Source organism: Flavobacterium sp. Root420, assembly GCF_001427905.1.
In the GTDB taxonomy this organism is placed as follows: Bacteria; Bacteroidota; Bacteroidia; order Flavobacteriales; family Flavobacteriaceae; genus Flavobacterium.
In genome coordinates this window covers 1-26433 of the sequence record NZ_LMEF01000012.1, presented here as the reverse complement: position 1 = coordinate 26433, position 26433 = coordinate 1, and the positions used below count along the sequence as shown (strand labels likewise).

23 protein-coding genes are annotated in these 26433 nt (G+C 33.8%); 19 read left to right on the top strand and 4 right to left on the bottom strand.

What is annotated here, in order from left to right; translation table 11 throughout:
* Positions 1-254 precede the first annotated feature (254 nt).
* The 14 genes from ASC72_RS07830 (at position 255) to dusB (ending at position 16174) form a co-directional block, all read left to right on the top strand.
* Positions 255-1316, top strand: coding sequence for a beta-ketoacyl synthase N-terminal-like domain-containing protein (locus ASC72_RS07830; protein ID WP_056189367.1), 1062 nt, complete (start codon positions 255-257; stop codon positions 1314-1316).
* A complete protein-coding gene (locus ASC72_RS07825) occupies positions 1313-2089 on the top strand; it encodes a polysaccharide deacetylase family protein (RefSeq protein ID WP_056189365.1) in 777 nt (258 codons plus the stop codon). The genes ASC72_RS07830 and ASC72_RS07825 overlap by 4 nt, the downstream gene beginning before the upstream one ends.
* Positions 2090-2174: 85 nt before the next feature.
* Positions 2175-2801, top strand: a complete 627-nt coding sequence (locus ASC72_RS07820; RefSeq protein ID WP_056190471.1) for an outer membrane lipoprotein carrier protein LolA — start codon at positions 2175-2177, stop codon at positions 2799-2801.
* On the top strand, positions 2767-3402 hold the full coding sequence (locus ASC72_RS07815; protein WP_056189362.1) for a hypothetical protein: 636 nt from the start codon (positions 2767-2769) through the stop codon (positions 3400-3402). Before ASC72_RS07820 ends, ASC72_RS07815 begins: the two co-directional genes overlap by 35 nt.
* 27 nt (positions 3403-3429) lie before the next feature.
* Positions 3430-4035, top strand: coding sequence for a porin family protein (locus ASC72_RS07810; RefSeq protein ID WP_056189360.1), 606 nt, complete (start codon positions 3430-3432; stop codon positions 4033-4035).
* A gap of 5 nt (positions 4036-4040) precedes the next feature.
* Positions 4041-4655, top strand: a complete 615-nt coding sequence (locus ASC72_RS07805; protein ID WP_056189356.1) for an outer membrane beta-barrel protein — start codon at positions 4041-4043, stop codon at positions 4653-4655.
* Between the two features lie 3 nt (positions 4656-4658).
* Entirely contained in the window at positions 4659-5036 is a 378-nt protein-coding gene (locus ASC72_RS07800; protein WP_056189353.1) for a 3-hydroxyacyl-ACP dehydratase, read from the top strand.
* Positions 5033-5518: a hypothetical protein gene (locus ASC72_RS07795; protein WP_056189350.1), complete on the top strand. Its 486-nt coding sequence runs from the start codon at positions 5033-5035 to the stop codon at positions 5516-5518. The genes ASC72_RS07800 and ASC72_RS07795 overlap by 4 nt, the downstream gene beginning before the upstream one ends.
* Before the next feature lie 19 nt (positions 5519-5537).
* Complete coding sequence (locus tag ASC72_RS07790; RefSeq protein WP_056189346.1) at positions 5538-6716, top strand: DUF2062 domain-containing protein; 1179 nt, start codon at positions 5538-5540, stop codon at positions 6714-6716.
* 155 nt (positions 6717-6871) lie between these two features.
* A complete protein-coding gene (locus tag ASC72_RS07785) occupies positions 6872-10552 on the top strand; it encodes a 1-acyl-sn-glycerol-3-phosphate acyltransferase (RefSeq protein ID WP_056189343.1) in 3681 nt (1226 codons plus the stop codon).
* Between the two features lies 1 nt (position 10553).
* The gene (locus tag ASC72_RS07780; RefSeq protein ID WP_056189339.1) at positions 10554-12068 is read left to right on the top strand and encodes an NAD(P)/FAD-dependent oxidoreductase; all 1515 of its coding nucleotides are present in this window, start codon (positions 10554-10556) and stop codon (positions 12066-12068) included.
* A gap of 8 nt (positions 12069-12076) precedes the next feature.
* Positions 12077-13738 carry a C45 family peptidase gene (locus ASC72_RS07775; protein WP_056189336.1) on the top strand — a complete coding sequence of 554 codons (1662 nt, stop codon included), beginning with the start codon at positions 12077-12079 and terminating at the stop codon, positions 13736-13738.
* A 2-nt stretch (positions 13739-13740) separates the two neighbouring features.
* Positions 13741-15030, top strand: a complete 1290-nt coding sequence (locus tag ASC72_RS07770) for a phenylacetate--CoA ligase family protein (RefSeq protein WP_082564284.1) — start codon at positions 13741-13743, stop codon at positions 15028-15030.
* A gap of 151 nt (positions 15031-15181) precedes the next feature.
* The gene (gene dusB, locus ASC72_RS07765) at positions 15182-16174 is read left to right on the top strand and encodes a tRNA dihydrouridine synthase DusB (RefSeq protein ID WP_056189329.1); all 993 of its coding nucleotides are present in this window, start codon (positions 15182-15184) and stop codon (positions 16172-16174) included.
* 53 nt (positions 16175-16227) lie between these two features.
* Here dusB and ASC72_RS07760 read toward each other — a convergent pair whose 3' ends face one another.
* The 4 genes from ASC72_RS07760 to rbfA form a co-directional block, all read right to left on the bottom strand.
* Positions 16228-16830, bottom strand: a complete 603-nt coding sequence (locus ASC72_RS07760) for an N-acetylmuramoyl-L-alanine amidase (protein WP_131725797.1) — start codon at positions 16828-16830, stop codon at positions 16228-16230.
* A gap of 66 nt (positions 16831-16896) precedes the next feature.
* On the bottom strand, positions 16897-18324 hold the full coding sequence (locus tag ASC72_RS07755) for an MATE family efflux transporter (protein WP_056189321.1): 1428 nt from the start codon (positions 18322-18324) through the stop codon (positions 16897-16899).
* 169 nt (positions 18325-18493) lie between these two features.
* The gene (locus ASC72_RS07750; protein ID WP_056189319.1) at positions 18494-19693 is read right to left on the bottom strand and encodes an FtsX-like permease family protein; all 1200 of its coding nucleotides are present in this window, start codon (positions 19691-19693) and stop codon (positions 18494-18496) included.
* Position 19694: 1 nt separating this feature from the next.
* Positions 19695-20087, bottom strand: coding sequence for a 30S ribosome-binding factor RbfA (gene rbfA / locus ASC72_RS07745; protein ID WP_007808467.1), 393 nt, complete (start codon positions 20085-20087; stop codon positions 19695-19697).
* 218 nt (positions 20088-20305) lie between these two features.
* On the opposite strand from rbfA, the gene ASC72_RS07740 reads away from it, so the two are divergent.
* The 5 genes from ASC72_RS07740 (at position 20306) to ASC72_RS07720 (ending at position 26185) form a co-directional block, all read left to right on the top strand.
* Positions 20306-20725: a CBS domain-containing protein gene (locus ASC72_RS07740; protein ID WP_056189315.1), complete on the top strand. Its 420-nt coding sequence runs from the start codon at positions 20306-20308 to the stop codon at positions 20723-20725.
* 332 nt (positions 20726-21057) lie between these two features.
* On the top strand, positions 21058-22494 hold the full coding sequence (locus ASC72_RS07735) for a circularly permuted type 2 ATP-grasp protein (protein ID WP_056189313.1): 1437 nt from the start codon (positions 21058-21060) through the stop codon (positions 22492-22494).
* Between the two features lie 46 nt (positions 22495-22540).
* Positions 22541-23482 (top strand): alpha-E domain-containing protein, encoded by a 942-nt coding sequence (locus ASC72_RS07730; RefSeq protein ID WP_241775660.1) that lies wholly within the window; start codon positions 22541-22543, stop codon positions 23480-23482.
* 4 nt (positions 23483-23486) lie between these two features.
* Positions 23487-24431, top strand: a complete 945-nt coding sequence (locus ASC72_RS07725; RefSeq protein WP_056189307.1) for a transglutaminase family protein — start codon at positions 23487-23489, stop codon at positions 24429-24431.
* A gap of 305 nt (positions 24432-24736) precedes the next feature.
* A complete protein-coding gene (locus tag ASC72_RS07720; RefSeq protein WP_056189302.1) occupies positions 24737-26185 on the top strand; it encodes an IS1182 family transposase in 1449 nt (482 codons plus the stop codon).
* The last annotated feature ends 248 nt before the right edge of the window (positions 26186-26433 follow it).

Below are 26433 nucleotides of genomic sequence, written 5' to 3'. Positions count from 1 at the left end.
TCATGATTCCAATAAAAACTAAACTACTTAAGACTTAAAGCCCATGGGTTCAGTCGGAAGACTTAAGTCTGCAATATTAATTTTAACCGCAAATTACACAAATTCCCACAAATTAATTCGCGATAATTTGTGTAATTTGTGGTTAAAAAACTTTTATGAAGCTGAAAGCAACATCCATAGTTTAAACTATTTTTGAACCAATAATAAGGAATGATGATACCATATTCCTCTAAAAAAACAAATATAATCTTCGTATGAAAAAAGCATATATAAATGGAGTAGGCTGTATTTCGACTCAAAAAACATTTGATACTGTTTTTTTAGAAGAAGCGGTCCTTAATACAAACGATACCGTTTTTTCGATTGTGTCTCCGGTTTACAAAGATTACATTTCTCCTTCCGCAGCAAGAAGAATGGCAAAAGGAGTAAAAAACGGAATCGTAGCTTCGGCCTTGGCCATGAAAGATGCAAACCTTGAAAACGTAGATGCAATTATTACCGGAACTGGCTTAGGATGCATTGAAGATTCTGAAAAATTTCTAAAAAATATTCTCGATAATAACGAAGAGTTTTTAACACCTACATCTTTTATCCAATCAACACATAATACGGTTGGTGCGCAAATTGCTTTGTCGTTGCAATGCAAAGGCTATAATTTTACGTATGTAAATGGAGCTGTTTCTTTTGAGTCGGCGCTTTTGGATGCGAAAATGCAGATTGAAGAAAACGAAGCCAATTCGATTTTGGTTGGTGGCATTGACGAAACCGGCGAATATACCATGTCACTTTTTAAATTGGCTGGACGAATTAAAAAAGAAAACGATCTTCCTTCCAACATTTTAAATACCAATTCAGTTGGAGTTGTTTATGGAGAAGGCGCAAGCTTTTTTGTTTTAGAAAATGAAAGAAAAGATTCGACTTACGCTGAAATTTTAGATGTTGAAATTAAAAATACCTTAGAAGAAAACGAAATCGAATCTGAAATAATTGCTTTTTTAAAAGCCAATAATTTACAAATTTCAAATGTCGATGCAGTAGTTTTAGGCTTAGACGGCAATATCACTTTTGACTCTTATTACAAAAATCTGGCAGAAAATGCTTTCGCAGAAACACCACAATTATATTACAAACATTTGAGCGGAGAATATGACACAGCTTCGGCTTTTGCTGTGTGGATGGCATCAAAAATTATAAAAACGCAGGAAATTCCAGAAATTATAAAAGTAAATTCGGTTACAAAACAAGCTTACAATACCATTTTATTGTACAATCAGGTAAATGGAAAAAATCATAGTTTTACGTTACTTTCAAAATGATAACGCATAAAAACATTTCGTTATTCTTTCTCTTTTTATTGCTTTTACTGCTTCTTTTGAATCTCTATACAGCAATAAATTTGTTATGGTTTATCGGGATAATTTTAATCTGGATCGGTATAAATGCTTTTGGCTCAGCACGAATTTCTTCGAACTATCATGTAAAAACGTTCTGCAATAATCCATCCGAAACAGAAAAAAAAATTGCCCTTACTTTTGATGACGGCCCGAGTGTTTTTACTTTGGAAGTTTTACAATTGTTGAAAAAATACAATGCAAAAGCAACCTTTTTCTGCATTGGGAAAAATGTTGAAGCACATCCGGAAATTATAAAACAAATTATTGCTGAAGGTCATTTGGTTGGAAATCATTCTTATAATCATTCGAAGTTTTTTGATTTTTATAATGCTGCAGCAATCACAAAAGAAATTCAGAAAACGGATCAGCTTCTCGAAAAATTCACTTCCAAAAAAATAAACTTTTTTCGTCCGCCTTACGGAGTTACGACGCCTTCGATCCGTAGAGCCTTAAAAATTACCGGACATAAAGTAATTGGCTGGAGTATTCGTTCGCTTGACGGCGGAACAAAAGACCAAAATTTAATTTTCAATCGCATAATAAAACGAGTTTCTCCCGGCGGAATCGTACTTTTGCACGACACGGCATTGCACTCTGTTTTGGTATTGGAACAGTTTTTGCAATTTTTACAGCAAAACAATTACAAAGTGATTTCGATTGAAGAACTTTTGAATCTTAAAGCTTATGAAAATTGAACGCGGATGAAAACGGATTTCATCTATAATCTGTTTAAATCATTTATCCCGATAGCTATCGGGAGTGGAAAAAAATTTAAAAAATATGAAAACTAAAATAGCAATACTAATTCTATTTATTTCTGGCAATTTGTTCGCTCAGGAACAAAAAATGACGGATGCTGAAATTGCCGCTTTCAAACAAGATGTAAATGTAGTTTCTAAAAAAATCAAAACCTTAAGTACGGATTTCGTTCAATACAAACATTTAGATTTTTTATCCAAAGACATTGAAACTTCTGGAAAAATGATTTTTAAAGAACCGGCTTTACTACAATGGCAATATAAAAAACCATACAATTACAGTATCGTTTTTAAAAACGGAAAAATCCTGATTAACGACGAGGGAAAGAAAAGCGCAGTTGATATTGGCAACAGCAAAATCTTTGGACGTATCAATAAATTAATTGTTGGCAGTGTGAGCGGAAATATGTTTGACGACAAAGAATTTGCGATTTCGTACTTCAAATCGAAAGGACAAAATATTGCGAAATTTGTTCCGAAAGATGCTGCTTTGAAAAAATATATCAAACAAATCGAACTGACTTTCGACAAAGAAGAAGCAACTGTCGTTCAGGTCAAATTATTAGAATCATCCGAGGATTATACCCGAATTGTACTTAAAAATAAAGTGATCAATGCAAAAATCGACGATTCAGTTTTTACTAATTAATTGCTTTTTGGCAGTTTTTTTGATTTCCTGTGGCTCGGTCACTAAAAATTATACGCCTAAAAAATTAGACAAAACGACTGTAGAAATTCCTTATTTTTCAGACTCTAAAACAGATTATGTTTACAAAACCAACATCACGGTTTACGGTCATGATATGTCTGGAATATTCATCGCAAAGAAAATAAATGACACTACGCATCGCGTCGTTTTTACCACTGAATTTGGTAACAAATTGTTGGATTTTGAGATTTCTGAAAAGACTTTTAAAGTCAATTCAATAGTTTCAGAATTAGATAAAAAAATACTGATCAATACGCTGAAAGAAGATTTTAGACTACTTCTTAAAAAAGAATATTTGATTCAGGAACAATTCGAAAATGAATCCGATAACATTTATAAATCGGCAGACGGGAATCGTGACAACTATCTTTTCGTCTCTAAAAAAGAGCAAAAATTAGAAAAAGTAGTTCATTCTTCTAAAACAAAAGAAAAAATAACAATTACTTTTACTTTAGAAAACGATATTTTTGCTAAAAAAGTCGTCATTTTACATCAGAATATAAAGTTAAAAATTGAGTTAAATTATTTTAAATCAGAGTAAAATTCACATAACCTAAAACAAACCAAAATGAAAAAAATAACCTTAATTGCATTCCTTTTATTTATTGGCCTTGCAACTTTACAAGCACAAGTTAGAGTTAGTCCGGGAATTCGTGGCGGTTTAAATCTTTCAACCTTAACGAATATTGACGACAACAGTATGAAATCTGATTTTTATGTAGGCGGTTTAGTCGAAATAAAATTCAATAAATATTTTACGCTTCAGCCAGAATTAACCTATTCAAGACAAGGCTCTGAAGGCCGCGAATATTTTCCAGATACTGACTCGTTTGAAAATACAAAATATGAGTTAAATTATGTAACAATAGGTGCAGTCGCAAAGTTTAACTTTGGAGGACAAGGCTTTCATATATTAGCCGGACCATCTGTTGATATTAAAACAAGTGACAATTTTGGCCGATACGGATATGATCCAATTGATACGGATTTTGCTTTTGTTGGCGGTATTGGTTACAGTTTACCAAACGGATTAACTTTTGAAGCAAGGTTTAAGCAAGGATTAATTGATATTTACGGTTACGATGGTATTGATTATGATGACTATTATAGTGATCAGGTTATTTTAAATCAGGTATTGCAGTTTGGTATCAGCTATACTTTTAAAGTAAAATAAACATTTTGAAATATAGAAATTTATTAATCGCCGCAACAGCTATTTTTGCATTTCAACAAGCTGGTGCCCAAACTTCTTTTAAACCAGGTTTAAGAGGAGGTTTTTCGTTTTCGACTATTTCAGAAACGCGTTCCAGCTATAAAACTGATTTTTATATTGGTGCTTTTGGAGAAATAAATATTACAAAAAAATATGCGCTTCAGCCTGAAATAACGTATAGCAGACAGGGATCTGACAATGTTGGATATTATTTTAATGATAATACCCAAACCGAAATAGTAAAATCTCGTGATTTGCAAATGGGTTATTTATCCTTTACGCTTCTTAATAAATTGACATTTGGACCTGGAATTCAAATACAATTTGGGCCCGCTGTAGATGTTCTTGTAAATGATAATTTAGACAAAGTAGCAATGTATAATGATTTAGCATTTATTAGCGGTATTGCCTATCGTTTGCCTTCTGGTCTTACATTTGAAGCCAGATTAAAAAAAGGTATACTGGATGTATTTGATAGTTCCTATTATAATGACCGAAATGATTATTATTTATTTGGAAGTTACAATACCAATGTCAATTTTCAATTAGGACTTTCTTATGCCTTTGGCGGAAAAAAATAAAAAATGGTTTTAAAAGATTTTTACAAAGTTCTTTCGGAAGAAAAAACAACCGATTCTAAATATAGTATTACGATTTTGGTCAATGAAAAACATGAAATTTTCAAAGGTCATTTTCCGGGAAACCCGATTATGCCGGGAGTTTGCATGATTCAGATTATTAAGGAACTTACGGAGAAAATCACTGAAAGTACTTTAATGATTCAAACGCTTGCCAACGTAAAATTTATGGCGCTTATTAATCCGGAAAATAATCCGGAATTGCGCTTAGAACTTGATATTACAACGACTGAAGATAATTTGGTGAAAGTAAAAAACACCACTTATTTTAACGAGACTGTTGCTTTAAAATTGAGCAATGTCTATAAAAAACTGGAGCTATGAAACTGCTATTAACATTACTTTTATGGGTTAATTTTGCTGGTACGCCAGACTTGGCTGCTATCAGAAAAATGTATACTGGCGTTACAAAATCAGAAACCAACGCCAAAGAATTTTCAGAAAAAATGGCTGGAGTTTCTAACAATGATGATAAAATTTTAGTGGCTTATAAAGCGGCTTCGATTTTATTGGATTCAAAGTTGGAGAAAAAATTAAAGGATAAAATCGATCGTTTTAAAGAAGGTGCAAAATTGCTTGAATCAACTATAAAAAGCGAGCCAAATAATATTGAAATCAGATTGATCCGATTGAGTATTCAGGAAAATGTTCCTGGAATTACAGGTTACAAAAAGAATATTAAAGAAGACAAAAAATATATTACAGAGCATTATGCAGAGCAAAATGCCACTTTAAAAGATTACTTAAAAGACTTTATTTTACAATCGAAAAGTTTCTCTGAAAAAGAAAAACAATTCTTGAAGTAGGCGAAAGCAAAACTCCAAAATGAAACCTACTTTGTCACAGCACGATCTTCCGGATTCCACTTCTTTTTGTGTTATTGTCCCGACGTACAATAACCACAAAACGCTTAAAAAAGTACTGGATTCTGTTTTAGATTTCACTCCAAATGTCATTATCGTTAACGACGGTTCGACAGATTCGACACCGGAAATTTTAAAATCGTATTCAGAGCTTACCCAAATTCATCATCCTAAAAATTTAGGAAAGGGCCGCGCGCTTAGAAATGGATTCCGAAAAGCAATCGAAATGAAGTTTGAATATGCCATTACGATCGATTCTGACGGGCAGCATTTTGCTTCGGATATTCCGAATTTTATTGCCGAAATTCAAAACGAACCCAATTCTTTACTAATTGGAAGTCGTAATATGACACAGGAAAATGTGCCAAAGAAAAGCAGTTTCGGAAATAAATTTTCGAACTTTTGGTTCAAGTTTGAAACCGGAATCAAATTGGAAGACACACAATCTGGTTTTAGATTGTATCCTTTACAATTGATTCCGAAACAATATTATACCAATAAATTTGAGTTTGAAATTGAAGTAATTGTCCGTTCAGCCTGGAAAGGGATTACGGTGAAAAACATTCCGATTCAGGTTTTATATGATCCCGCAGAACGTGTTTCTCATTTTCGTCCGTTTCGCGATTTTACCCGAATTAGTATTTTAAATACCATTTTGGTAATTAATGCTCTTTTGTACATCAAACCAAGAAATTTCTTTCGAAGATCAAAAAAAAAAGGCTTTAAAAAATTCTTTCTCGAAGATATTTTAGAAAGTTCGGATTCAAATTTTAAAAAATCAGCTGCAATTGCTTTGGGTGTTTTTATCGGAATTTCTCCATTTTGGGGCTTTCAGACCATTTTACTTTTTACTTTTGCCGCCTTATTTAAGCTCAATAAAGTCATTGCTTATTTGTCTTCGAACGTTAGTTTTCCACCGTTTATTCCTTTTATCATCTACGGTTCTTTAAAAATGGGAAGCTATTTTGTCTCCAACGATGTGCCATTAATTTTAGACAGTTCAGTTACACTTGACGATATTCAAAAAAATGCTACCCAATATATCGTCGGAAGTCTTATTTTAGCATCCGTTTCGGCGCTGTTTTTTGGTTTTATAAGTTATTTGCTTTTAGCGGCTTTTACTAAAAAACGCATTGAATAAAAATCTATATGGTTTTGCCACAGATTATAAGGATTACAATGATTTTTTTTCGCCACGAATTCACGAATTATTTTAAGTGAATTCGTGGCGAAGTGACAAAGATTTTAAATCAATTTAATCTCTTAATCTGTGGCAAAAAACAATAATAAATAATTATGCATCACTATTTCTACGCCATTCATTTGTTTGTCAACCGAAGAAAATCCTTGTCGGTTGCGCTGGCTGTTTCGATGCTTTTTGTATTTGGCTTTTTTGCTTCTCAAATTAAATTTGAAGAAGATATCACGAAATTAATTCCAACAAACGACAAAGCTGACGTTACGGCAAAAGTCCTCAAACAATTAAATTTTGCCGATAAAATAACCGTCATTTTCAAACTTGAAAAAAACGGCTCTGACGAAGACTTAAAAGAAATGGCAACCGCTTTTTCTGACAGTGTTGCTAAATCCTGCAAACCATACATTACCGGAATTCAGGGGAAAATTGACGAAGAAAATATTCAGGAAACTATTGATTTCGTTTACGGTAATCTGCCGCTTTTTCTGGATAATAAAGATTACGAAACCATTCAAAATAAACTGCAAAAAGACAGTATTACAGCAACCGTTCAGGGAAATTACAAATCGATTATTTCACCTTCCGGATTTGTTACCAAAGATTTTATTCTGCAGGATCCGCTTGGGATTTCTTTTATCGCCTTAAAAAAATTACAGCAATTAAATGCTGGCGACGATTTTACGCTCGATAATGGTTTTGTCATGACCAAAGACAAAAAGAAATTATTGCTTTTTATAACTTCAAATCTTCCATCAAGCGAAACGGAGAAAAACACCATTTTCGCAACCAAACTAAAATCGATTCAGGAAAATTTAAATCAGAAATTTAAAGGCAAAACTTCAATCAGTTATTTTGGTTCGGCTTTAATTGCCGTTGCTAATGCCAATCAAATTAAAAGCGATATTGTTTTAACGACAACAATCGCGATGATTACGCTGATGCTGATTTTGATTTTGTTTTATAGAAAAGTATTAATTCCGCTAATTATTTTTCTGCCAACCGTATTTGGAGCTTTATTTGCCGTGGCGTTTTTATATTTTGTGAAAGAACAAATCTCAGCCATTTCACTCGGAATTGGTTCTATTTTACTCGGAATTACAATTGATTATTCCCTTCATATTCTAACGCATTACAAACACAACAGTGATGTAAAAACATTGTATAAAGACATTACAATGCCGGTAATTATGAGCAGTTCGACTACGGCTGTTGCCTTTTTATGTCTACTTTTTGTAAAATCAGATGCGTTGAATGATCTGGGAATTTTCGCCGCTGTTATCGTTATGGCTTCTGCATTTTTCTCGCTTTTAATTGTACCGCATTTATACAAACCGAAAGAAAACAATTTTGAACATAAGAAAAATGTGATCGATAAATTGGCTCATTTTTCTTTTCACAACAATAAAATCTTAATTGGCTTTTGTATTTTAATTACCATTGTCTGCTTCTTTACTTATAATAATGTTGGTTTCAATAACGATCTGTCGCAGTTGAATTTTGTTCCAAAGGAAATTAAAGCGGCAGAAAAAGACCTGGAAGAAAGCACGAGTTTAACTTCAAAAACTATTTATGTTGCTTCGTACGGAAAAAGTATGGAAGAAGTTCTGCAAAATAACAGCAAGCTTTTTTCTGATTTATCAAAAGAGAAGCAAGACAACAAAATTTTAAATTTTAGTTCGGTTGGCGGCATTATGCTCTCGCAGAAGCAACAGCAACAGAAAATAGACCAATGGAATTCTTTTTGGGATGCCAATAAAAAACAGCTTTTAAAATCACAATTAATTTCTGAAGGTTCAAAACTCGGCTTTAAGCCAACCACTTATTCGAATTTTTACGACCACTTGGATTTTAATTTCAAACCGATTTCTGCCAAAGATTATTTAAAAATTCAGGCGTTGCAACTGAAAGAATTTGTAACCGAAAAAGATGGGTTTTACACGATTTCAACTCTGGTCAAAGTGACGCCGGAACAGCGAGATGTTTTTGTGAAATCGGCTTCAGCCAAAAATAATCTGATTGCAATTGATCGTCAGCAAATGAACGAAACGTTTTTCAGCACTTTGAAAACCGATTTTAATTCGCTTGTCAATTATTCATTTGTTGCTGTAATTCTGATTTTGTTTTTCTTTTTCAGAAGAATCGAATTGGTTATCGTGAGCTGTATTCCGATTGCTTTAACGGGAATTGTAACGGCAGGAATTATGGGCATTTTTGGTATTCAGATGAATATATTCAGCATGATTGTATGCACTCTGATTTTTGGACACGGAGTTGATTTTAGTATTTTCATGACCAGTGCGCTTCAAAAAGAATATTCAACCGGCAAAAACGAAATTGCCATTTATAGAACTTCCATTATTTTGGCCGTTATCACAACAATATTAGGAATTGGCGCGATGATTTTTGCCAGACATCCGGCCTTAAGATCTATTTCATCGGTATCCTTAATTGGAGTTTTCGCGGCATTGATTATTACGTTTATCTTCTACCCGATTCTCTTTAAACTATTTATATCAAATCGCTCGAAAAAAGGAAATCCGCCTTTTGTATTACGCACCTTTATTCACGGTATCATTTCGTTTACTTATTATGGACTTGGCGGTATTTTGATGTCGCTTTTCAGCATTACCATCATGCCGATTCTTCCAATAAAGGAGAAAACTAAAATGAAAGGCTTTCGATATGCGATTTCAAAATTCATGAAATCAGTTTTATATTCGAGTCCTTATCTTCATAAGAAAGTCATTAATAAATATGGTGAAAATTTCGAAAAACCAGCCATCATAATTGCCAATCATTCTTCGTTTATCGATATTCTGGCCATGGGAATGCTGAGTCCGAAAATTATATTTTTAGTAAACGACTGGGTTTACAACTCTCCTATTTTTGGCGGTACAGTTAGAAAAGCAGGTTTTTATCCTGTTTCTGAAGGATTAGAAAGCGGCGTTGAACATTTACGTCAAAAAGTAAACGAAGGCTATTCGCTAATGATTTTCCCTGAAGGAACCCGTTCTGAAAGCAATCAAATTAAGCGTTTTCATAAAGGTGCTTTTTATCTTGCCGAAGAATTTAATTTAGATATCCTGCCTGTTTTAATTCATGGTGCTTCAGAAGCAATTCCGAAAGGTGATTTTGTAATTCATGACAGTTCTCTTACCGTTTCTATTTTAGAAAGAATTTTGCCAGATAATCTTTCTTTTGGGAATAATTATGTGGAAAGAACCAAACAGTTAAGTTCGTATTTTAAAGCTGAATTTGCTAAAGTTCGTCAGGAATTGGAAGGGCCGGAATATTTCAAAAAAATGCTTATTCATAGTTATGATTATAAAGAAATTGAAATCATCAACAGCGTTAAAAGCAATTTAAAAACACATTTAGAAATCTATTATCGCTTAAACAGGCATCTTTCGGCGAAAGCCAAAATATTGCATTTAGCGAATGATTATGGACAACTGGATGTTTTATTAACCTTGCAGGAACCACAGCGAAAAATACATTCTTACATTGCCGACGAAGAAAAATTGTTAGTAGCGAAAACCAATTATTTCCTCAAAAAGAGAAAAATATCTTATTTTGAAAATCTCGAAAGTATTTCAGAAAATCAATTTGATGCCGTTTTAATTTCGGATGAAAATTCCGCTAGTGCTATTGAAAAAATCGTTGCTCTAACTTCTTGCATTATTTTGATTGATAATTCCAGTTTAAAAACCACTTTGATTAACTTTGGTTTTGAATGTATTTTAGAGGAAGATTCCATAATCGTATTAAAGAAAAATTAGAATGAAAGAGCAATACGATGTTGTAATTGTAGGCAGCGGATTGGGCGGTCTGGTCTCGGCAATTATTTTGGCGAAAGAAGGCTATAGCGTTTGTGTGCTCGAAAAAAACAATCAATACGGTGGGAATCTACAAACTTTTGTGCGCGATAAAACCATTTTTGATACCGGAATTCATTATATCGGAGGTTTAAGTGAAGGACAAAATCTCTATAAATATTTTAAATATTTGGGGATTATGGACCAATTAAATCTAAAAAAACTAGATGAAAATGGTTTTGATATGATCTCTTTTGAAGACGATCAAAATGAATATCCACATGCCCAGGGTTATGAAAATTTTGTAAAACAATTAGAATATTTTTTCCCTGAAGAAAAAGAAAACCTTGAAGAATACTGTACTAAACTGCGAACAATTTGTGACTCATTTCCACTCTACAATTTAAAATGGGAAGGCAAGTATGACAATGCTATTTTAGAATTAAACGCAAAAGAAATAATTGACAATAGTACTCAAAATGACAAACTAAAAGCGGTTTTGGCGGGCACCAATTTTCTGTATGCCGGTATTGATAAATCACCCTTTTATGTTCATGCACTTTCTGTAAACTCTTATATACAAAGTTCCTGGCGTTGTATTAATGGCGGAAGCCAGATTACAAAACAACTTTTAAAACAACTCAAAAAAAACGGGGGCGAATTTTATAAATACAAAGAAGTTACTCGTTTTAATGTTGAAAACAACAAAGTAACGGCTGTAGAAATGAAAGACGGAACTCAGGTTTTCGCTACTCGTTTTATCTCTAATATAGATCCTAAAATCACACTGAAACTAGTTGGCGAAGAGCATTTCAGAAAAGCATTTTTTAGCCGAATTCAGAGTCTTGAAGGTGTTATTTCGGCTTTTAGCCTGTACCTTGTTTTTAAGCCTGAAACTTTCAAATACATCAATCATAATCATTATCATTTTAAGAAAAGTTCTGAAGTCTGGAATGCTCATGATTACGACGAAAATTCATGGCCAAAAGCGTTTATGGCTTCTATGAATGCTTCAAAAAAACAAGAAGAATGGGCAGAAGGCATGACTTTCATCACTTATATGAAATATGACGATGTGGCTCCGTGGATGAATACTTTTAACACAACTGCAGAAGAAAATGATCGTGGCGAAAGTTATGAGGAATTTAAAACCAGAAAAACAGCTAAATTTCTTAATGAAATTGAACTAAAATTTCCAGGAATAAAAGATTGTATTCGGTCGATTCATACTTCGACGCCGCTTTCTTATCGGGATTATATTGGTGGACACAATGGCAATATGTATGGTTATGTCAAAGATTCCAGCAATCCGATGAAAACCCTTATTCCGTCAAAAACTAAATTAGACAATCTTTATCTTACCGGACAAAGCATCAACATGCACGGCGTTTTGGGAGTAACTATTGGAGCTGTCGTAACCTGTTCTGAAATTCTTGGAAAAGAATATTTAGTAACCAAAATCAATCAGGCATCTGAATAAAAAAGCGTATGAAGAGTCGAATTCCATTACTTTTCTTTATCAGTTTTACTTTGATCTTTGTTGCTTGCGGAACATCAAAGTCAAAAAAACATTTACCAAATATTGCGCATTATAACGCCACTAAACCTCTTGTAACCAAACAATCTGATTCTGTATTTTTCTCAGGAAAAAATTCGCTTTTAAAAAACAAACAAGGTCTTTGGGAATTATATGTTGAAGGTGATCCTCTCGAAATTGGTCTTTCAAATGGCGCTTTATCAGATTCGCTTTTAAAAAAGCAGGAACAAATATTTTTCTCCAGAATTGAAGATATTGTTCCTTCCAAATTCCAGCAAAATCTACTTCGGAATTTTCTAAAATGGTATAACCGAAAATTATATCAGAATGTTCCAAACGAATATCAAACAGAAATTTATGGAGTTTCGCAATATACCTCTCGAAATTTTAATGACATTGCACCACAGTACCAACGCAGCTTATATTTGCATGCCGCGCACGATATTGGTCATGCGCTACAAGATTTGGCTTTGGTTGGTTGTTCCTCTTTTGCCGCCTGGGGTGAAAAATCTGAGAGTGGCAATTTAATTCTTGGCCGCAATTTTGACTTTTATGTAAATGATGCTTTCGCAGAAAATAAAATAATCGCCTTTATAAAACCCAAAGAAGGTCACCCGTTTATGATGGTTACCTGGCCCGGAATGATTGGAGCCGTTTCCGGAATGAATAAAGAAGGTTTGACCGTTACGATAAATGCATCAAAATCTAAAATTCCGTTAAGTGCCAAAACACCTATTTCTATTCTGACCCGTGAAATTTTGCAATATGCGCAAAATATAGACGAAGCAATTGCTATTGCTAAAAAAAGAAAAGTATTTGTTTCTGAGTCTATAATGGTTGGAAGTGCTAAGGATAATAAAGCCGTTTTAATCGAGGTTTCGCCAAAAAAAATGGGCGTCTACGATGTTCCAAATAGTAATCAATTGATTTGTTCGAATCATTTTCAGAGCGATGCTTTAAAAAATGAGGAGCGAAATCAGACACAAATTTCTAATAGTCATTCCAAATATCGTTTTGACAAAATGCAGGAACTTTTTACTAAAAACCCTAAAATCAATCCTCAAATTGCCTCGGAAATTCTGAGAAATAAAGATGGTTTGCAAAATAGTGTTTTGGGTTATGGGAACGAAAAAGCATTGAATCAATTGATGGCGCATCACGGAATTATTTTTGAACCAAAAGAAAAACGGGTTTGGGTTTCTGCAAATCCATATCAATTGGGTGAGTTTGTATGTTATAATTTAGATTCTGTTTTTAAAGAAAGAAAAACAAATGCTATAGTTTCTTTTGAAGAAGAAAATTTGAATATTGCAAAAGATCCATTTTTAGATACAAAAGCATTTCAAAACTATCAGAAATTTAGAATCGAAGACGATAAAATAGATTTATATTTGAAAAATAAAAAGGAGATTTCTTTAGAATTTATTCAGCAGTATCAATCTTTAAACCCTGATTACTGGGTTGTGTATTATAAAGCAGGATTGTATTTTTATCAAAAGAAATACTTTCAACTAGCTCAAATTAACTTTGAAAAAGCATTAACCAAAGAAATTACAACTGTTCCTGAAAAAGAAGCAATTGAAAAATATTTAAAAAAAATCAAGAGAAAATGACCATGATTCCAGCAATAGAAAAAGATTCTTTAGACCAAATTAAAATTTTTCAGGAACAGAAATTAGCTGAACTTTTAACGTATATCAGCGAGCATTCTCCTTTTTACAAACGCCTTTTTGCCGGAAGAAATATTGATGTTTCGAAGATTAAAACACTCGAAGATTTACAATATTTACCCATAACAACAAAAGAAGATTTACAGCAATACAACGATGATTTTTTGTGCGTGCCTCAACATAAAATTATTGACTACGCCTCTACTTCAGGGACTTTAGGTGATCCGGTTACTTTTGGTTTAACCGATTCAGATTTGGATCGATTGGCTTATAATGAAGCGATTTCGTTTGCCTGCGCCGGAATTGCAGAAGGCGATGTCGTTCAATTAATGACTACAATCGATCGAAAATTTATGGCAGGTTTGGCCTACTTTCTAGGTTTGAGAAAATTGAAAGTTGGCGTTATCAGAGTAGGTGCGGGAATTCCGGAATTGCAATGGGATTCGATTTTAAAATACAAACCTTCTTACTTAATTACGGTTCCTTCTTTTTTGTTGAAACTAATTGAATATGCAGAAATACATGGAATTGATTATAATAATTCGAGCATAAAAGGAGCAATCTGCATTGGTGAATCTTTGAGAAATGAAGATTTTTCGATGAATACTTTATCCAAAAAAATTGCAGAAAAATGGAATATTAAATTGTTTTCGACTTATGCTTCAACGGAAATGAGCACCGCCTTTACCGAGTGTGAATACGGAATTGGAGGTCATCATCATCCGGAATTAATTATTGTTGAAGTTCTCGACGAAAATAATATTCCTGTAAAAAATGGCGAAGTTGGCGAATTGACTTTTACTACTTTAGGAATTGAAGCTATGCCGTTATTGCGTTTTAAAACTGGTGATATTGTACAACTTCATGATGAACCTTGTGCTTGCGGCAGAAATACTTTGCGTGTCGGTCCGGTAATTGGGCGCAAAAAACAAATGATAAAATACAAAGGTACAACACTTTATCCGCCAGCAATGAACGATGTTTTGAGTGGTTTTGACAATATCGAAAATCATCTTATTGAAATTTCCACCAATGATTTAGGTACAGATGAAATCCTGATAAAAATTGCCGTAAAAAATCAAACGTCAGAATTTCTTCAGGAAATCAAAGATCACTTCAGAGCCAAATTAAGAGTGACTCCAAAAATAGAATTCGCTTCAAAAGAAACTTTAAATCCGTTAGTTTTTAATCCGATGAGCCGTAAACCTATTCGGTTTTTTGACTATAGAACGTAGTACAGGTACAAAGTTGCAAAGGTTCAGAGGGACAAAGGTTTATCTAATTGTCTGATAAAAAAACCTTTGAACCTTTGTCCCCCTGAACCTTTGAACCTCAATTTGGTACAAATTGAACTAAAAAGTTGTAATTTTGCACAAAATATTGAAGATGGTCAAGATTGGCAACATAGAATTACCTGAATTTCCTTTATTATTAGCACCGATGGAAGACGTGAGCGATCCGCCGTTTCGCAGATTATGCAAAACGCACGGCGCTGATATGATGTATTCTGAATTTATTTCGTCGGAAGGATTGATTCGTGATGCTATCAAAAGTCGAATGAAGCTGGATATTTTTGATTACGAACGCCCGGTTGGAATTCAGATTTTTGGTGGAGATGAAGAAGCAATGGCCCTTTCGTCTAAAATTGTTTCTACTGTAAAACCAGATTTAGTGGATATCAATTTTGGATGTCCGGTAAAAAAAGTAGTTTGTAAGGGTGCTGGTGCCGGAGTTTTGAAAGATGTTGATTTGATGGTTCGTTTGACAAAAGCCGTTATCAGAAGTACGGATTTGCCTGTTACCGTAAAAACGCGTTTAGGGTGGGATGAAAGTTCTATTAATATTGATGAAGTTGCAGAAAGGCTACAGGATATTGGTGTTCAGGCTTTGACCATTCACGCCAGAACCCGCGCACAAATGTACAAAGGCCACGCCGATTGGTCGCATATTGCACGCGTAAAAAACAACCCCAGAATTACAATGCCCATTTTTGGAAATGGAGATATCGATAGTCCTGAAAAAGCATTAAAATATAAAAATGAATACGGAATCGACGGAATTATGATTGGTCGTGCTGCGATTGGTTATCCTTGGATTTTTAATGAAATTAAACATTTTTTTAAAACCGGAGAACACTTACCTGCTCCAACGGTTATCGACCGTGTTGAAGCTGCCAGAAACCATTTAATGTGGTCAATGGAATGGAAAGGTGAACGCTTGGGAATTGTGGAAATGCGCCGTCATTATACGAATTATTTCAAAGGAATTCATTCGTTTAAAGAATACAAACAAAAGTTAGTTACAACTGACGGGCCTGAAGATTTATTTACAATTATGAAAGAAATCGAACAGGTTTATGCCGGTTATGAATTTGCTTAAAAACATAAAAAAAGACCTTCAAATTGAAGGTCTTTTTAGTTTTAAATATCTTTTTACTTTAGAGCTTCCAGGATTTTTTCGGCAATTTCATTTTGTCCTTTCTCACTGGTGATGTATGTTCTGTCATTAATATTTGATAAATATCCAACTTCTAAAGTCAGTGCCGGGCAATTTGAATTTTTCAATATATAAAAAGAAGCTTCTTTCACTTCTCCTTTTGAAAAATAATCTCCTGCCACTCTATCAACCAGAATCTCGGCATTTGTTTTAGATTCGTTGTAAAATTTAGATTTGGAAGAAACATACGCCTGCACTCCATTCTTGTCTAAATTCTCAGAAGCATTAATGTGTAATGAAATTACCAGTTTCGCATTTAGATTATTGATGATAGAAACTCGTTCGCTTAATTCCATAAAATGATCACCTTCACGAAGCAAGACAATTTCTAAATTTTCATTTTTATTCTGAGCCTTAATCTTTTTAGCAATTGTTTCTACAATTGCTTTTTCCTGCAAACCATTCAACGTTGCACCAAAGTCATCTCCACCGTGACCGGCATCAATAACAATTATCTTTTTAGTCTCCAATGACTTAAAAGCAAAAAGTCCAAACACGACTGCACTCAAAAATACCAGAACTTTAATCTTAGTTTTCATATCAATTTGTTTTTGGTTATAAATTACCAACGATGATATTTAAGAAATATTGTACAAAACAAAAGCTTAAACCTGAATACGTTTCCATTTTCCTCTTTTATAAAGGACAATTCCCGCTAACGTAATCGCAGTTTCTGCAACCGGAATTGCTATAAAAACTCCAGTTGGTCCCATATTAAAATGTTTTGCCAATACATAAGCCAAAGGAATTTGGAACAGCCAAAATCCGAAGAAATTGATTCCGGTTGGTGTCCAGGTATCTCCCGCTCCATTAAAAGTATTGATCAAAACCATTCCGATTCCGTAAAAGACAAATCCAACACTCATGATTTGTAATGCTTCAACAGCAACTGCTCTAACCATTTCGTCGTTTGTGAAAAAGGAAACGATGTATTTACCAAAACACAATGAAATGACCATAATTGTCGCCATAAAAATGACATTGTATCTTGCTGTTGTAAAAACTGATTTTTCTGCACGTTCAATTTGTTTGGCACCTAAATTTTGCCCCACCAAAGTCGCGGCTGCATTACTCAGTCCCCAGGCCGGAAGTATAAAAAACATCATAATTCTAAGCGCTGTCTGATAACCCGCAGAACCATGATCTCCACCGGTTGTGGCAACTAATTGCGCCAGAAAAATCCAGCTGCAAGAGGCAATAACGAATTGTAAAATTCCCGGAGCGGCAATTTTTACCAATGCTTTTATTTGCTTAAAATCTGGGATAAAATACGAGATAATAATTCTTAAAGCACCGTTCCCAAAAAACAAATGATACACTTGGTATAACACGCCAATGCTTCTTCCCAATGTTGTCGCTAAAGCAGCACCCACTAATCCAAAAGCTGGAATAGGTCCTAACCCGTTAATCAAAATTGGACATAAAATAATGTTACAAATATTGGCCAGCCACAAACTTTTCATGGCAATTGCAGCATTTCCGGCACCACGGAATATTCCATTAATTAAGAATAAAAGCATGATACATAAACTGCTTCCAATCATAATTTGTGTGAAACGGAAACCATGTTCAGCAGCATCAACTGAAGCGCCCATCAAAATCAGAATATCTTTAGCATAAATAACGCCCAAAATACTCATTATGCTATTGACTGCAAAAGCAATAATGATGGCCTGCATTCCAGCCTTCGCAGCAGCGATTGGATCTTTTTCTCCAATGCGTCGCGCCACAACTGCCGTTGCTGCCATGCTCATTCCGATTGCTAAAGAATATATAATTGTCAATACCGATTCGGTTAATCCAACGGTTTGAATTGCAAAACTGCTGTGCTCTAAATGTCCAACGAAATATAAATCGACTAAAGCAAAAACCGATTCCATCATCATTTCCAAAACCATCGGAATGGCTAATAAAATAACGGCTTTTTTAATGCTTCCGGCAGTATAATCAAACGATTCGTCACCTTTGAGTGCTTGTTTTAAAGTGGTAAAAATTTTAGAAAATAAACTTTTTTGTATAGTTGTTTCTGTCATGATATATAGGATAAATGATAAAATTGGTCCAGATTGAATTATCTGAACACGAGAAAAAAAACGTAAGTATCCTAATTATTAAAAAATAAAAATAGGATTAGGCAGAAACAATCATATGCTGTAGATTTTTAAGACGATAAATATAGCTAATATTTTTTAACAAGAAATATTAATCTAGCAGCTTTTTACTTACGCGGCTACTGGCAATTAAAGAAGCCACAAAACCAAGCGAAACAATTGTTCCCATTACGATAAGTACATTTTCTAAAGTAAAAACTACTGGATATGCTAAAGTTGGTGTAAGCATTATCAGATTATACTTTTGTTGCAAAACAACCATAATAATCCCAAGGGCAAGACCTATAATTCCTCCAAAAACACTTAATAAAGTTCCCTGAAGCATAAATATTTTTCGAAGACTTTTGATTTCTGTTCCGAGATTAAAAAGGGTTTTTAGATTTCCTTTTTTATCCAAAATCATCATGATTAAAGCACCGACTAAATTAAAAAGTGCCACAATAATTACCAAAGTAAAAATCAGATATACCGCAATATTTTCGGTGTTTAGCATCTTGTACAAAGACTCATTGAGTTGCGCTCTGTTTTTGATCGTGATTTTATTTTTGAAAATGCTTTCCAGGCTAGATCTGACTGAATTTTCGTTGGCATTGTCTTTTAATTTAAATTCAACTCCTGAAATCTGATTCGGCTTATACATCAATAATTCCTGTGCCAAACTTAAATCGGCAAACACATATTTCGAATCTAAATCTTCACTGATCGAATAAATTCCGACAGGCAAAACATCAGTTTTATTAAAAGCTTCTTCCGGATTTTCAAAGGCTCCTTTTCCGGGTTTTGGTGCGAATATTTGTAAAGGATTCTCAAAGTCAAGAATTCCCATAGAAAAATCTCTTGCAATTCCGTAACCTACTACAACCTGATACGTATCCGGTTTCACCCATTGGCCATTAAACAATTTCTTTCTGATATCGTTGACAACCGGATAAAGACTGTCAACTCCTTTTAAGTAAGTAACCTGCTGTTTGTCTTTAAACAAAAACAAAACACGTTCTTCTATAATTTTAGTATACGAAGCAACGCCTTCTATTTTTTTAATTTCACTCTCCTGGTCCGGTGTAATTAAAAACGATTTTCCCAGTGTACTGGTAATTTTTAAATCAGGATCAATTTCATTGGTGAACGAAAGACTAAATACTTTTAGTCCGCTAAAAACGGATAAAACTACAAACAAAGCCATTGTGCCAACAATAATTCCCATGCTGGCAATGCGATTAATGATATTGATAGCATTGTTTTTACTTCTGCTAAAAATGTAACGTTTGGCTATGTAAAGGGGGAAATTCAACTTATGATTTTCTTCTTTTTTCTAAAAGATCACGGTTTTCAATTGGGTTTTCTCTGTTTGATAAAGCGTTGTCGATTTTTTCTATATAATCTAATGAGTCATCGATAAAAAATACCAGATTTGGTACACGACGCAATTGCAAACGAACACGTTGTGATAAATCGTGCTTAATTAAAGTCGTATTCGATTTTATTCCTTCTAAAGTTTCCTTTGCTTTTTCTTGTGGAAAAATGCTTAAATATACTGTTGCCACAGATAAATCTGATGTAACGCTAACTTTGGATACGGAAATTACCAAATTATTAATTCCGTTTTTTCGCACTTCACCTTGCAAAATATCAACCAAATCTTTTTGGATGACACCGCCTATTTTTTTCTGTCTATTTGTTTCCATAGTGCAAAAATACTATTTTTAAATTTCACTCGATACAATTTCCATTGAACAATAGAATGATTTTTACAACCTTATCTCTTTTTACTGCAATTTTGATTCTTTTTTTGACGAAAACCTAATAAATGAAATCATTCCTCTGAAATGTCAATGCTGATAAAAGTCACACTTTTTATCGGAATTATTCTACATATTTGATAGAACCATAAAACACATCAATTATGAAAAAAAGAGAACCAATCAGTCATATTATGACCAAAACTGTAGTGACTGCAAATGAAAATGATGACCTTAAAAAAGTTGTTGAAAAGCTGAAGAAAAACACCATTCGCCACATTCCGATTGTTAAGGGGAAAGAAGTTGTGGGTATTATTAGCAGAACAGATATTAACCGTTTGACTTTTGGTGCTCTGTTTGAAGGCCAGGAAGGAGCTGATGAAGCGATTCTGGATATGCTGACTATTTCTCAGGTAATGACTTCAAAGCCCAAAACAGTTTCATCAGATACTATAATCAGAGATTTGGCTGAAATTTTTGCTAAAGAAGATTTTCATGCTTTACCTGTTGTTGACAATGGTGAACTAAAAGGAATCGTAACTACAACTGATGTTGTAAAGTACTTTTTAGAACAATATGAATGAATTAAATTCAACTTTTTAAATTTCAATTTTTTGGAGTTTACGAATTAACAAAAGGGAGCTAATAGTTCCCTTTTTCAGTTTAATCATTATTCCTTTAGTCTTTTAGATCCAAAAACTTCTTCAAAACTGATTTTTGCAAATATGAAATCTCAAAAAAACGTACCTCTAAAAAGTCAAATTTTCAAAATAAAAACTTCAAAAAATGAATTTTACATAAATTACAAAATTCACATTAATTTAAAAGTTTCAAGGAAAATAAAATTGTATTTTAGATCAAAAATGAATATTTTTTATTAAAAAGTCTATAATTCAATTTATTTAATAATTAGAGTATGGCGAAATTAGCACCAAGTTTAAATCATAGCGGATGGGATGAAATGTTTTCTAAAGAAGGTGTTCGGGATTCTTACAGTCAGGTTTTTAAAACATTACAGAGTATCAGTCATAAAAATTTAACCAACAAACAACAACAGGCTTCTGATTTATTCATGAATCAAGGAATCACCTTTACTGTTTATAGTGACGATGAAAATGGTATTGAACGTATTTTCCCTTTTGATATAATTCCGAGGATCATTACACAAAAAGACTGGCTTGAAGTAGAATCTGGCATCAAACAGCGTTTACTGGCATTAAATTTATTTTTGGAAGACATTTATAACGATCAAAATATTGTAAAAGAAGGAATCATTCCTGCAGCGCTAATTGCTTCATGCCCCCATTATATACAGGAAGTTCAGGGAATAAAAGTGCCTCACAATATTCATGTTCACATTGCCGGAATAGATTTGATTCGCGGAACAAAAGGCGAATTTTACGTTTTAGAAGATAACTTACGATGCCCGAGCGGTGTCAGTTATATGTTAGAAAATCGTGAAATTACCAAACGTATTTTTCCTGATATGCTCTCGTCTAATCATGTCAGTATGGTTAGTAATTATCCGATGATTTTTCATAGCATTCTGGTTTCGCTTTCGCCGAGAAACGTTTCGAATCCAAATGTGGTTTTACTGACTCCGGGCGTTTATAATTCGGCTTATTATGAACATAGTTACCTGGCACGACAAATGGGAATTCCTTTGGTCGAAGGACGTGATTTAGTCGTAAACAATAGTCGCGTTTACATGAAAACCACTTCCGGTTTACAGCAAGTCGATGTTATTTATCGCCGTTTGGATGATGAATATTTGGATCCTTTAGTTTTTAAACCAGACAGCGCACTTGGTGTTCCGGGTTTAATCAGTGCGTACCGACAAGGAAATGTGGCTCTGGTTAACGCAGTTGGTAATGGCGTTGCTGATGATAAGGCGATTTATGCATATGTTCCGGATATGATTAAATATTATCTGAACGAAGAACCAATCCTGAAAAATGTTCCAACCTATAGAATGGAAAATTTACCTGAACGAGAACATGTTTTTGCCAACATGGAAAAAATGGTTATTAAAGAAACTAATCAAAGCGGTGGTTACGGAATGATCATGGGCAACAAGGCCACTCTGGAAGAAATCGATGAAGCTAAAATTGCCATTATCAAAACACCTAGAAATTTTATTGCACAACCTATTATTCAATTAAGTACAGTTCCGTGTTTAATTGATGGCCAGCTTAAATTACGCCATGTCGATTTAAGACCTTATGCTTTGTGCGGGCCAAAAGGTGTTCAAATTGTTCCCGGAGGATTAACGCGCGTTGCTTTGACAGAAGGTTCTTTGGTTGTTAATTCTTCTCAGGGCGGTGGCAGTAAAGATACCTGGATTATAAAATAAACTTAACTTTTCTAATCTTAAAAAAACATTCAAAATGGGAGTAAATATGCTTAGTCGAGTTGCCGACGGAATGTTTTGGCTCAACCGATATATGGAACGTACAGATGGAATGTTACTTACGTTAAACACTTCCTATATTTTATCTTTTGATAAAGAAATTAATGATTCACAGGGTTACAAACCTCTGTTAGAATATTATACGAATTTGTCTCAGGATAAAATTTATTCGATACAATATGATACTACTTATGTTCTGAAATACATTATTTGCGATAATCAAAATGATAATTCAGTTAAAAACTTAGTCGTTAAAGCTCGTGAAAATGCGCGTGGTTCTCAGGATAAAATCACCAAAGAATTGTGGGAACATATTAATTCAATGTATCATTATGTAAACTCGCCAGATCTTCCTAAAAAACTGGAAACCACAGATGCATTAAAAGTCATTACCAAATTAAACAAGGACTTATTGCTCTATAACGGAATCCTTCAAGTTACAATGCCCCGAGGTTTGGGCTGGTGTTTTTCGAGTATTGGCAAACATATCGAAAGATGTTTACAAACCATTTCGATGACGCAGGCTTACTTTGCTCCTATCAATTATAATCTGGAAGGCGAAGAAGACTTAATGTATTGGCGCCGTTTATTATTGTCTTTGTCTGGATATGAATTGTATTTAAAAAGTTACAGCAACATTTCGCACAATCGAAAAGTCGCGCATCAGGTTATTTTCAATATGGATTTTGCGCATTCTGTAATTTATACTTTAGACTTTATAAACACTTATTTAAACTGTCTTTTCAAGGACAATGATTTGAGTGAAGCACGTACTTTAATGAACCAATTTGGCCGATTAAAAAGTTATGTGGCCTATACAGATTATCAACATTTGACTAATCAGGAATTAGAAGAAGTCTTGCAAAATACAAAAAATCAGCTTATTCAATTTTCGATAGATTTTTCAAAATTATTCTTTTCTTATACCTAAAAATATGGCGGTTTTTAAAATAGTTCACCTTACAAAATATCAATACAATTATCCCATAAAAGAAAGTATCAATGAAATCCGGCTCTTTCCTCATCATTTTGACAATCAGGAAGTTTTACAATATCAACTTTTAATTACACACAATCCTGATGTCGATATTTCTGAAGATTATTATGGAAATCGAGTGGGTAATTTCAATGTTTTGGATGTTCATACTGAAATGACAATCGAATCCAGAATGTTAGTTCGTGTTAATCATTCTCTTAAAATTCCAGAGATTGATGCTACTTCCATGGAGGATATTCAGGAAGAAAAAGAGAGAAGTATTTTATTATTGCGACTGTGTTATTTAGATAATACTCAAAAACAAAATGAAATTGAAGCTATTCTGAAGGAAATTAATATTGAAAATAAATCCATTATTGAAATTGCTCAACAATGCAATGCTTACGTTTTTGAGAATTTCACTTACACCAAAGGAATCACCAATATTGAAACAACTGTCGATGAAATTTTAACTTTAAAAAAAGGAGTCTGTCAGGATTTTGCCCATATTTTGCTACAACTTTTGCGTACAGCGGGAATTCCGTCTCGTTATGTAAGCGGTTACATTTGCCCCAACGAAAGCGGTCTTCGAGGCGAAGGCGCGACACATGCGTGGGTCGAAATTTATACCCCAAAACAAGGTTGGTTAGGTTTAGATCCAACTAATAATATTTGGACAATGGATAACCATGTTCGCCTTTCTGTCGGCAGAAATTTTAGCGATTGTACCCCTATAAAAGGAACTTTTAAGGGATTAGCCAGACAAACACTTTCGGTATGTGTTTCGATTGGTTATGAAGATGGAAGACAGTTTGAAGAAATCAACGATGTCAAACTTCAGGAAGTTTCCTCCCGCGTTCAGGCGCAACTTGATTATATGGATCATTTACAACAACAGCAATAAAAAAAGGGAGCTTAAATTAGAGGGCACTGAAAAAGTCTTTTCACGAATAAACTGTTAATTAAAAGGAGTAGAAAACAAAAGGTTTTCTACTCCTTTTTTATTATCTTTTCCGTGTAANCCCGCGTTCAGGCGCAACTTGATTATATGGATCATTTACAACAACAGCAATAAAAAAAAGGGAGCTTAAATTAGAGGGCACTGAAAAAGTCTTTTCACGAATAAACTGTTAATTAAAAGGAGTAGAAAACAAAAGGTTTTCTACTCCTTTTTTATTATCTTTTCCGTGTAATCACAAGGCCTTTTAGATGTTAATTCAACAACAGCAAATCCAGTTTAGTCCGTATACTTCATTATATGATTTAATTGTTCCTAAGGATAATCTTCTTAGAAAAATCAACGAACTCATAGACTTTTCATTCATCTATGATGAGTTGCTAAATAAATATTGTACAAATAATGGTCGCACAGCAGAAAGTCCAGTGCGTATGTTTAAGTATTTGCTTCTAAAAACAATTTATGATGTCTCGGATGTTGATGTAGTAGAACGTTCACGTTTTGATATGTCTTTTAAGTATTTCTTAGAAATGACGCCAGAAGAGAGCGTTATTAATCCAAGTTCATTGACGAAATTTCGTAAACTTCGTCTTAAAGATACAGACTTATTAAATCTACTCATTGGTAAAACAGTGACTATAGCTGTTGAAAAGGGAATCATCAGATCCAGGTCTATTATAGTGGATGCTACCCATACTTTGTCGAGATCCAATCCATTTTCAGCAATTGATGTATTAAGGGAGCGTTCTAAACTACTTCGAAAGACGGTATATCTATTTGATGACCAATTCAAAGAACATATGCCAAAGAAGAACGATACTAATGAATTAGAAAACGAACTAACCTATTGTAAAGAACTGGAGCAGCGTATAGGGAAAGAAGAATCTTTAAGTTCTATACCTGCTGTAAAAGAAAAACTAAACCTGCTAAAAGAAACGATAGAAGATACTCAGGAAAATTTTACTTTATCGAAAGATACAGATGCTAAAATAGGTCATAAATCCGCTGATAGCTCTTTCTTTGGATATAAGACTCATTTAGCCATGACAGAAGAGCGTATTATTACCGCGGCGGTAGTGACATCAGGCGAAAAAGGAGATGGACCGGAACTCCCTAAACTTATAAAGATGAGTCAGGAAAACGGAATTGATATAGATACTATCATTGGTGATGGAGCTTATACAGGAACAGAAAATCTCAAGCAAGCAAGCGAATTAGAGATTAAAATGGTAGCTAAACTGAATTCTACAATAGCACAAGGGGCTAGAAAAGACGAAGATAAATTCGATTATAATAAAGATGCCGATAGATTTGTTTGTCCTGCAGGGCACATGGCAACACGAAAATCAAAACAGGGCAAAAAGAATGTCGGAACAAATCAAGTAGAGACCCATTATTTTGATGTTGAAAAATGCAAGTCTTGCCCCTTAAAAGAAGGATGTTACAAAGAAGGATCAAAGACAAAAACATATTCGGTATCAATAAAATCAGAATTACACCAAGAACAAATTGCTTTCCAAGAAACCGACTTCTACAAAGAAAAGGCAAAACACCGATACAAAATAGAAGCTAAAAACAGTGAACTAAAAAATGTACATGGATATGACAGAGCAACATCTTATGGGATAGATAGTATGCAAATGCAAGGTGCAATGGCTATTTTTACGGTCAATTTAAAAAGAATACTGAAATTGATATAAAGAAATTACATCCTAAACAGGCATTGTCCAGAATACCTCGCTACAAGTCAAAAATAGACTCATATAACTGTAAATAAAAAACAGTGATAAAACGAAAAACGCTTACAACGGATCTTTTTAAATCCCGTTATAAGCGTTTTTTTGTTGTCTAAAAAATAAACCTGATTAAAATAAGGGATGTTTTTCAGTGCCCTCGATTTCTCTGAAGCTTTTTGTCTCGTAACGGGAAACATTGAAATAGCTAACCA

Excerpts from the sequence above, each read along its gene's own strand:
- ASC72_RS07730 (WP_241775660.1), top strand. The coding sequence starts at position 22,541 with ATGCTTAGTCGAGTTGCCGACGGAATGTTTTGGCTCAACCGATATATG.
- ASC72_RS07780 (WP_056189339.1), top strand. The coding sequence starts at position 10,554 with ATGAAAGAGCAATACGATGTTGTAATTGTAGGCAGCGGATTGGGCGGT.
- ASC72_RS07725 (WP_056189307.1), top strand. The coding sequence starts at position 23,487 with ATGGCGGTTTTTAAAATAGTTCACCTTACAAAATATCAATACAATTAT.
- rbfA (WP_007808467.1), bottom strand. The coding sequence starts at position 20,087 with ATGGAAACAAATAGACAGAAAAAAATAGGCGGTGTCATCCAAAAAGAT.
- ASC72_RS07830 (WP_056189367.1), top strand. The coding sequence starts at position 255 with ATGAAAAAAGCATATATAAATGGAGTAGGCTGTATTTCGACTCAAAAA.
- ASC72_RS07775 (WP_056189336.1), top strand. The coding sequence starts at position 12,077 with ATGAAGAGTCGAATTCCATTACTTTTCTTTATCAGTTTTACTTTGATC.
- ASC72_RS07815 (WP_056189362.1), top strand. The coding sequence starts at position 2,767 with ATGCAAAAATCGACGATTCAGTTTTTACTAATTAATTGCTTTTTGGCA.
- ASC72_RS07720 (WP_056189302.1), top strand. The coding sequence starts at position 24,737 with ATGTTAATTCAACAACAGCAAATCCAGTTTAGTCCGTATACTTCATTA.
- dusB (WP_056189329.1), top strand. The coding sequence starts at position 15,182 with ATGGTCAAGATTGGCAACATAGAATTACCTGAATTTCCTTTATTATTA.
- ASC72_RS07800 (WP_056189353.1), top strand. The coding sequence starts at position 4,659 with ATGGTTTTAAAAGATTTTTACAAAGTTCTTTCGGAAGAAAAAACAACC.
- ASC72_RS07810 (WP_056189360.1), top strand. The coding sequence starts at position 3,430 with ATGAAAAAAATAACCTTAATTGCATTCCTTTTATTTATTGGCCTTGCA.
- ASC72_RS07785 (WP_056189343.1), top strand. The coding sequence starts at position 6,872 with ATGCATCACTATTTCTACGCCATTCATTTGTTTGTCAACCGAAGAAAA.
- ASC72_RS07735 (WP_056189313.1), top strand. The coding sequence starts at position 21,058 with ATGGCGAAATTAGCACCAAGTTTAAATCATAGCGGATGGGATGAAATG.
- ASC72_RS07760 (WP_131725797.1), bottom strand. The coding sequence starts at position 16,830 with ATGAAAACTAAGATTAAAGTTCTGGTATTTTTGAGTGCAGTCGTGTTT.
- ASC72_RS07790 (WP_056189346.1), top strand. The coding sequence starts at position 5,538 with ATGAAACCTACTTTGTCACAGCACGATCTTCCGGATTCCACTTCTTTT.
- ASC72_RS07820 (WP_056190471.1), top strand. The coding sequence starts at position 2,175 with ATGAAAACTAAAATAGCAATACTAATTCTATTTATTTCTGGCAATTTG.
- ASC72_RS07740 (WP_056189315.1), top strand. The coding sequence starts at position 20,306 with ATGAAAAAAAGAGAACCAATCAGTCATATTATGACCAAAACTGTAGTG.
- ASC72_RS07825 (WP_056189365.1), top strand. The coding sequence starts at position 1,313 with ATGATAACGCATAAAAACATTTCGTTATTCTTTCTCTTTTTATTGCTT.
- ASC72_RS07795 (WP_056189350.1), top strand. The coding sequence starts at position 5,033 with ATGAAACTGCTATTAACATTACTTTTATGGGTTAATTTTGCTGGTACG.
- ASC72_RS07770 (WP_082564284.1), top strand. The coding sequence starts at position 13,741 with ATGATTCCAGCAATAGAAAAAGATTCTTTAGACCAAATTAAAATTTTT.
- ASC72_RS07755 (WP_056189321.1), bottom strand. The coding sequence starts at position 18,324 with ATGACAGAAACAACTATACAAAAAAGTTTATTTTCTAAAATTTTTACC.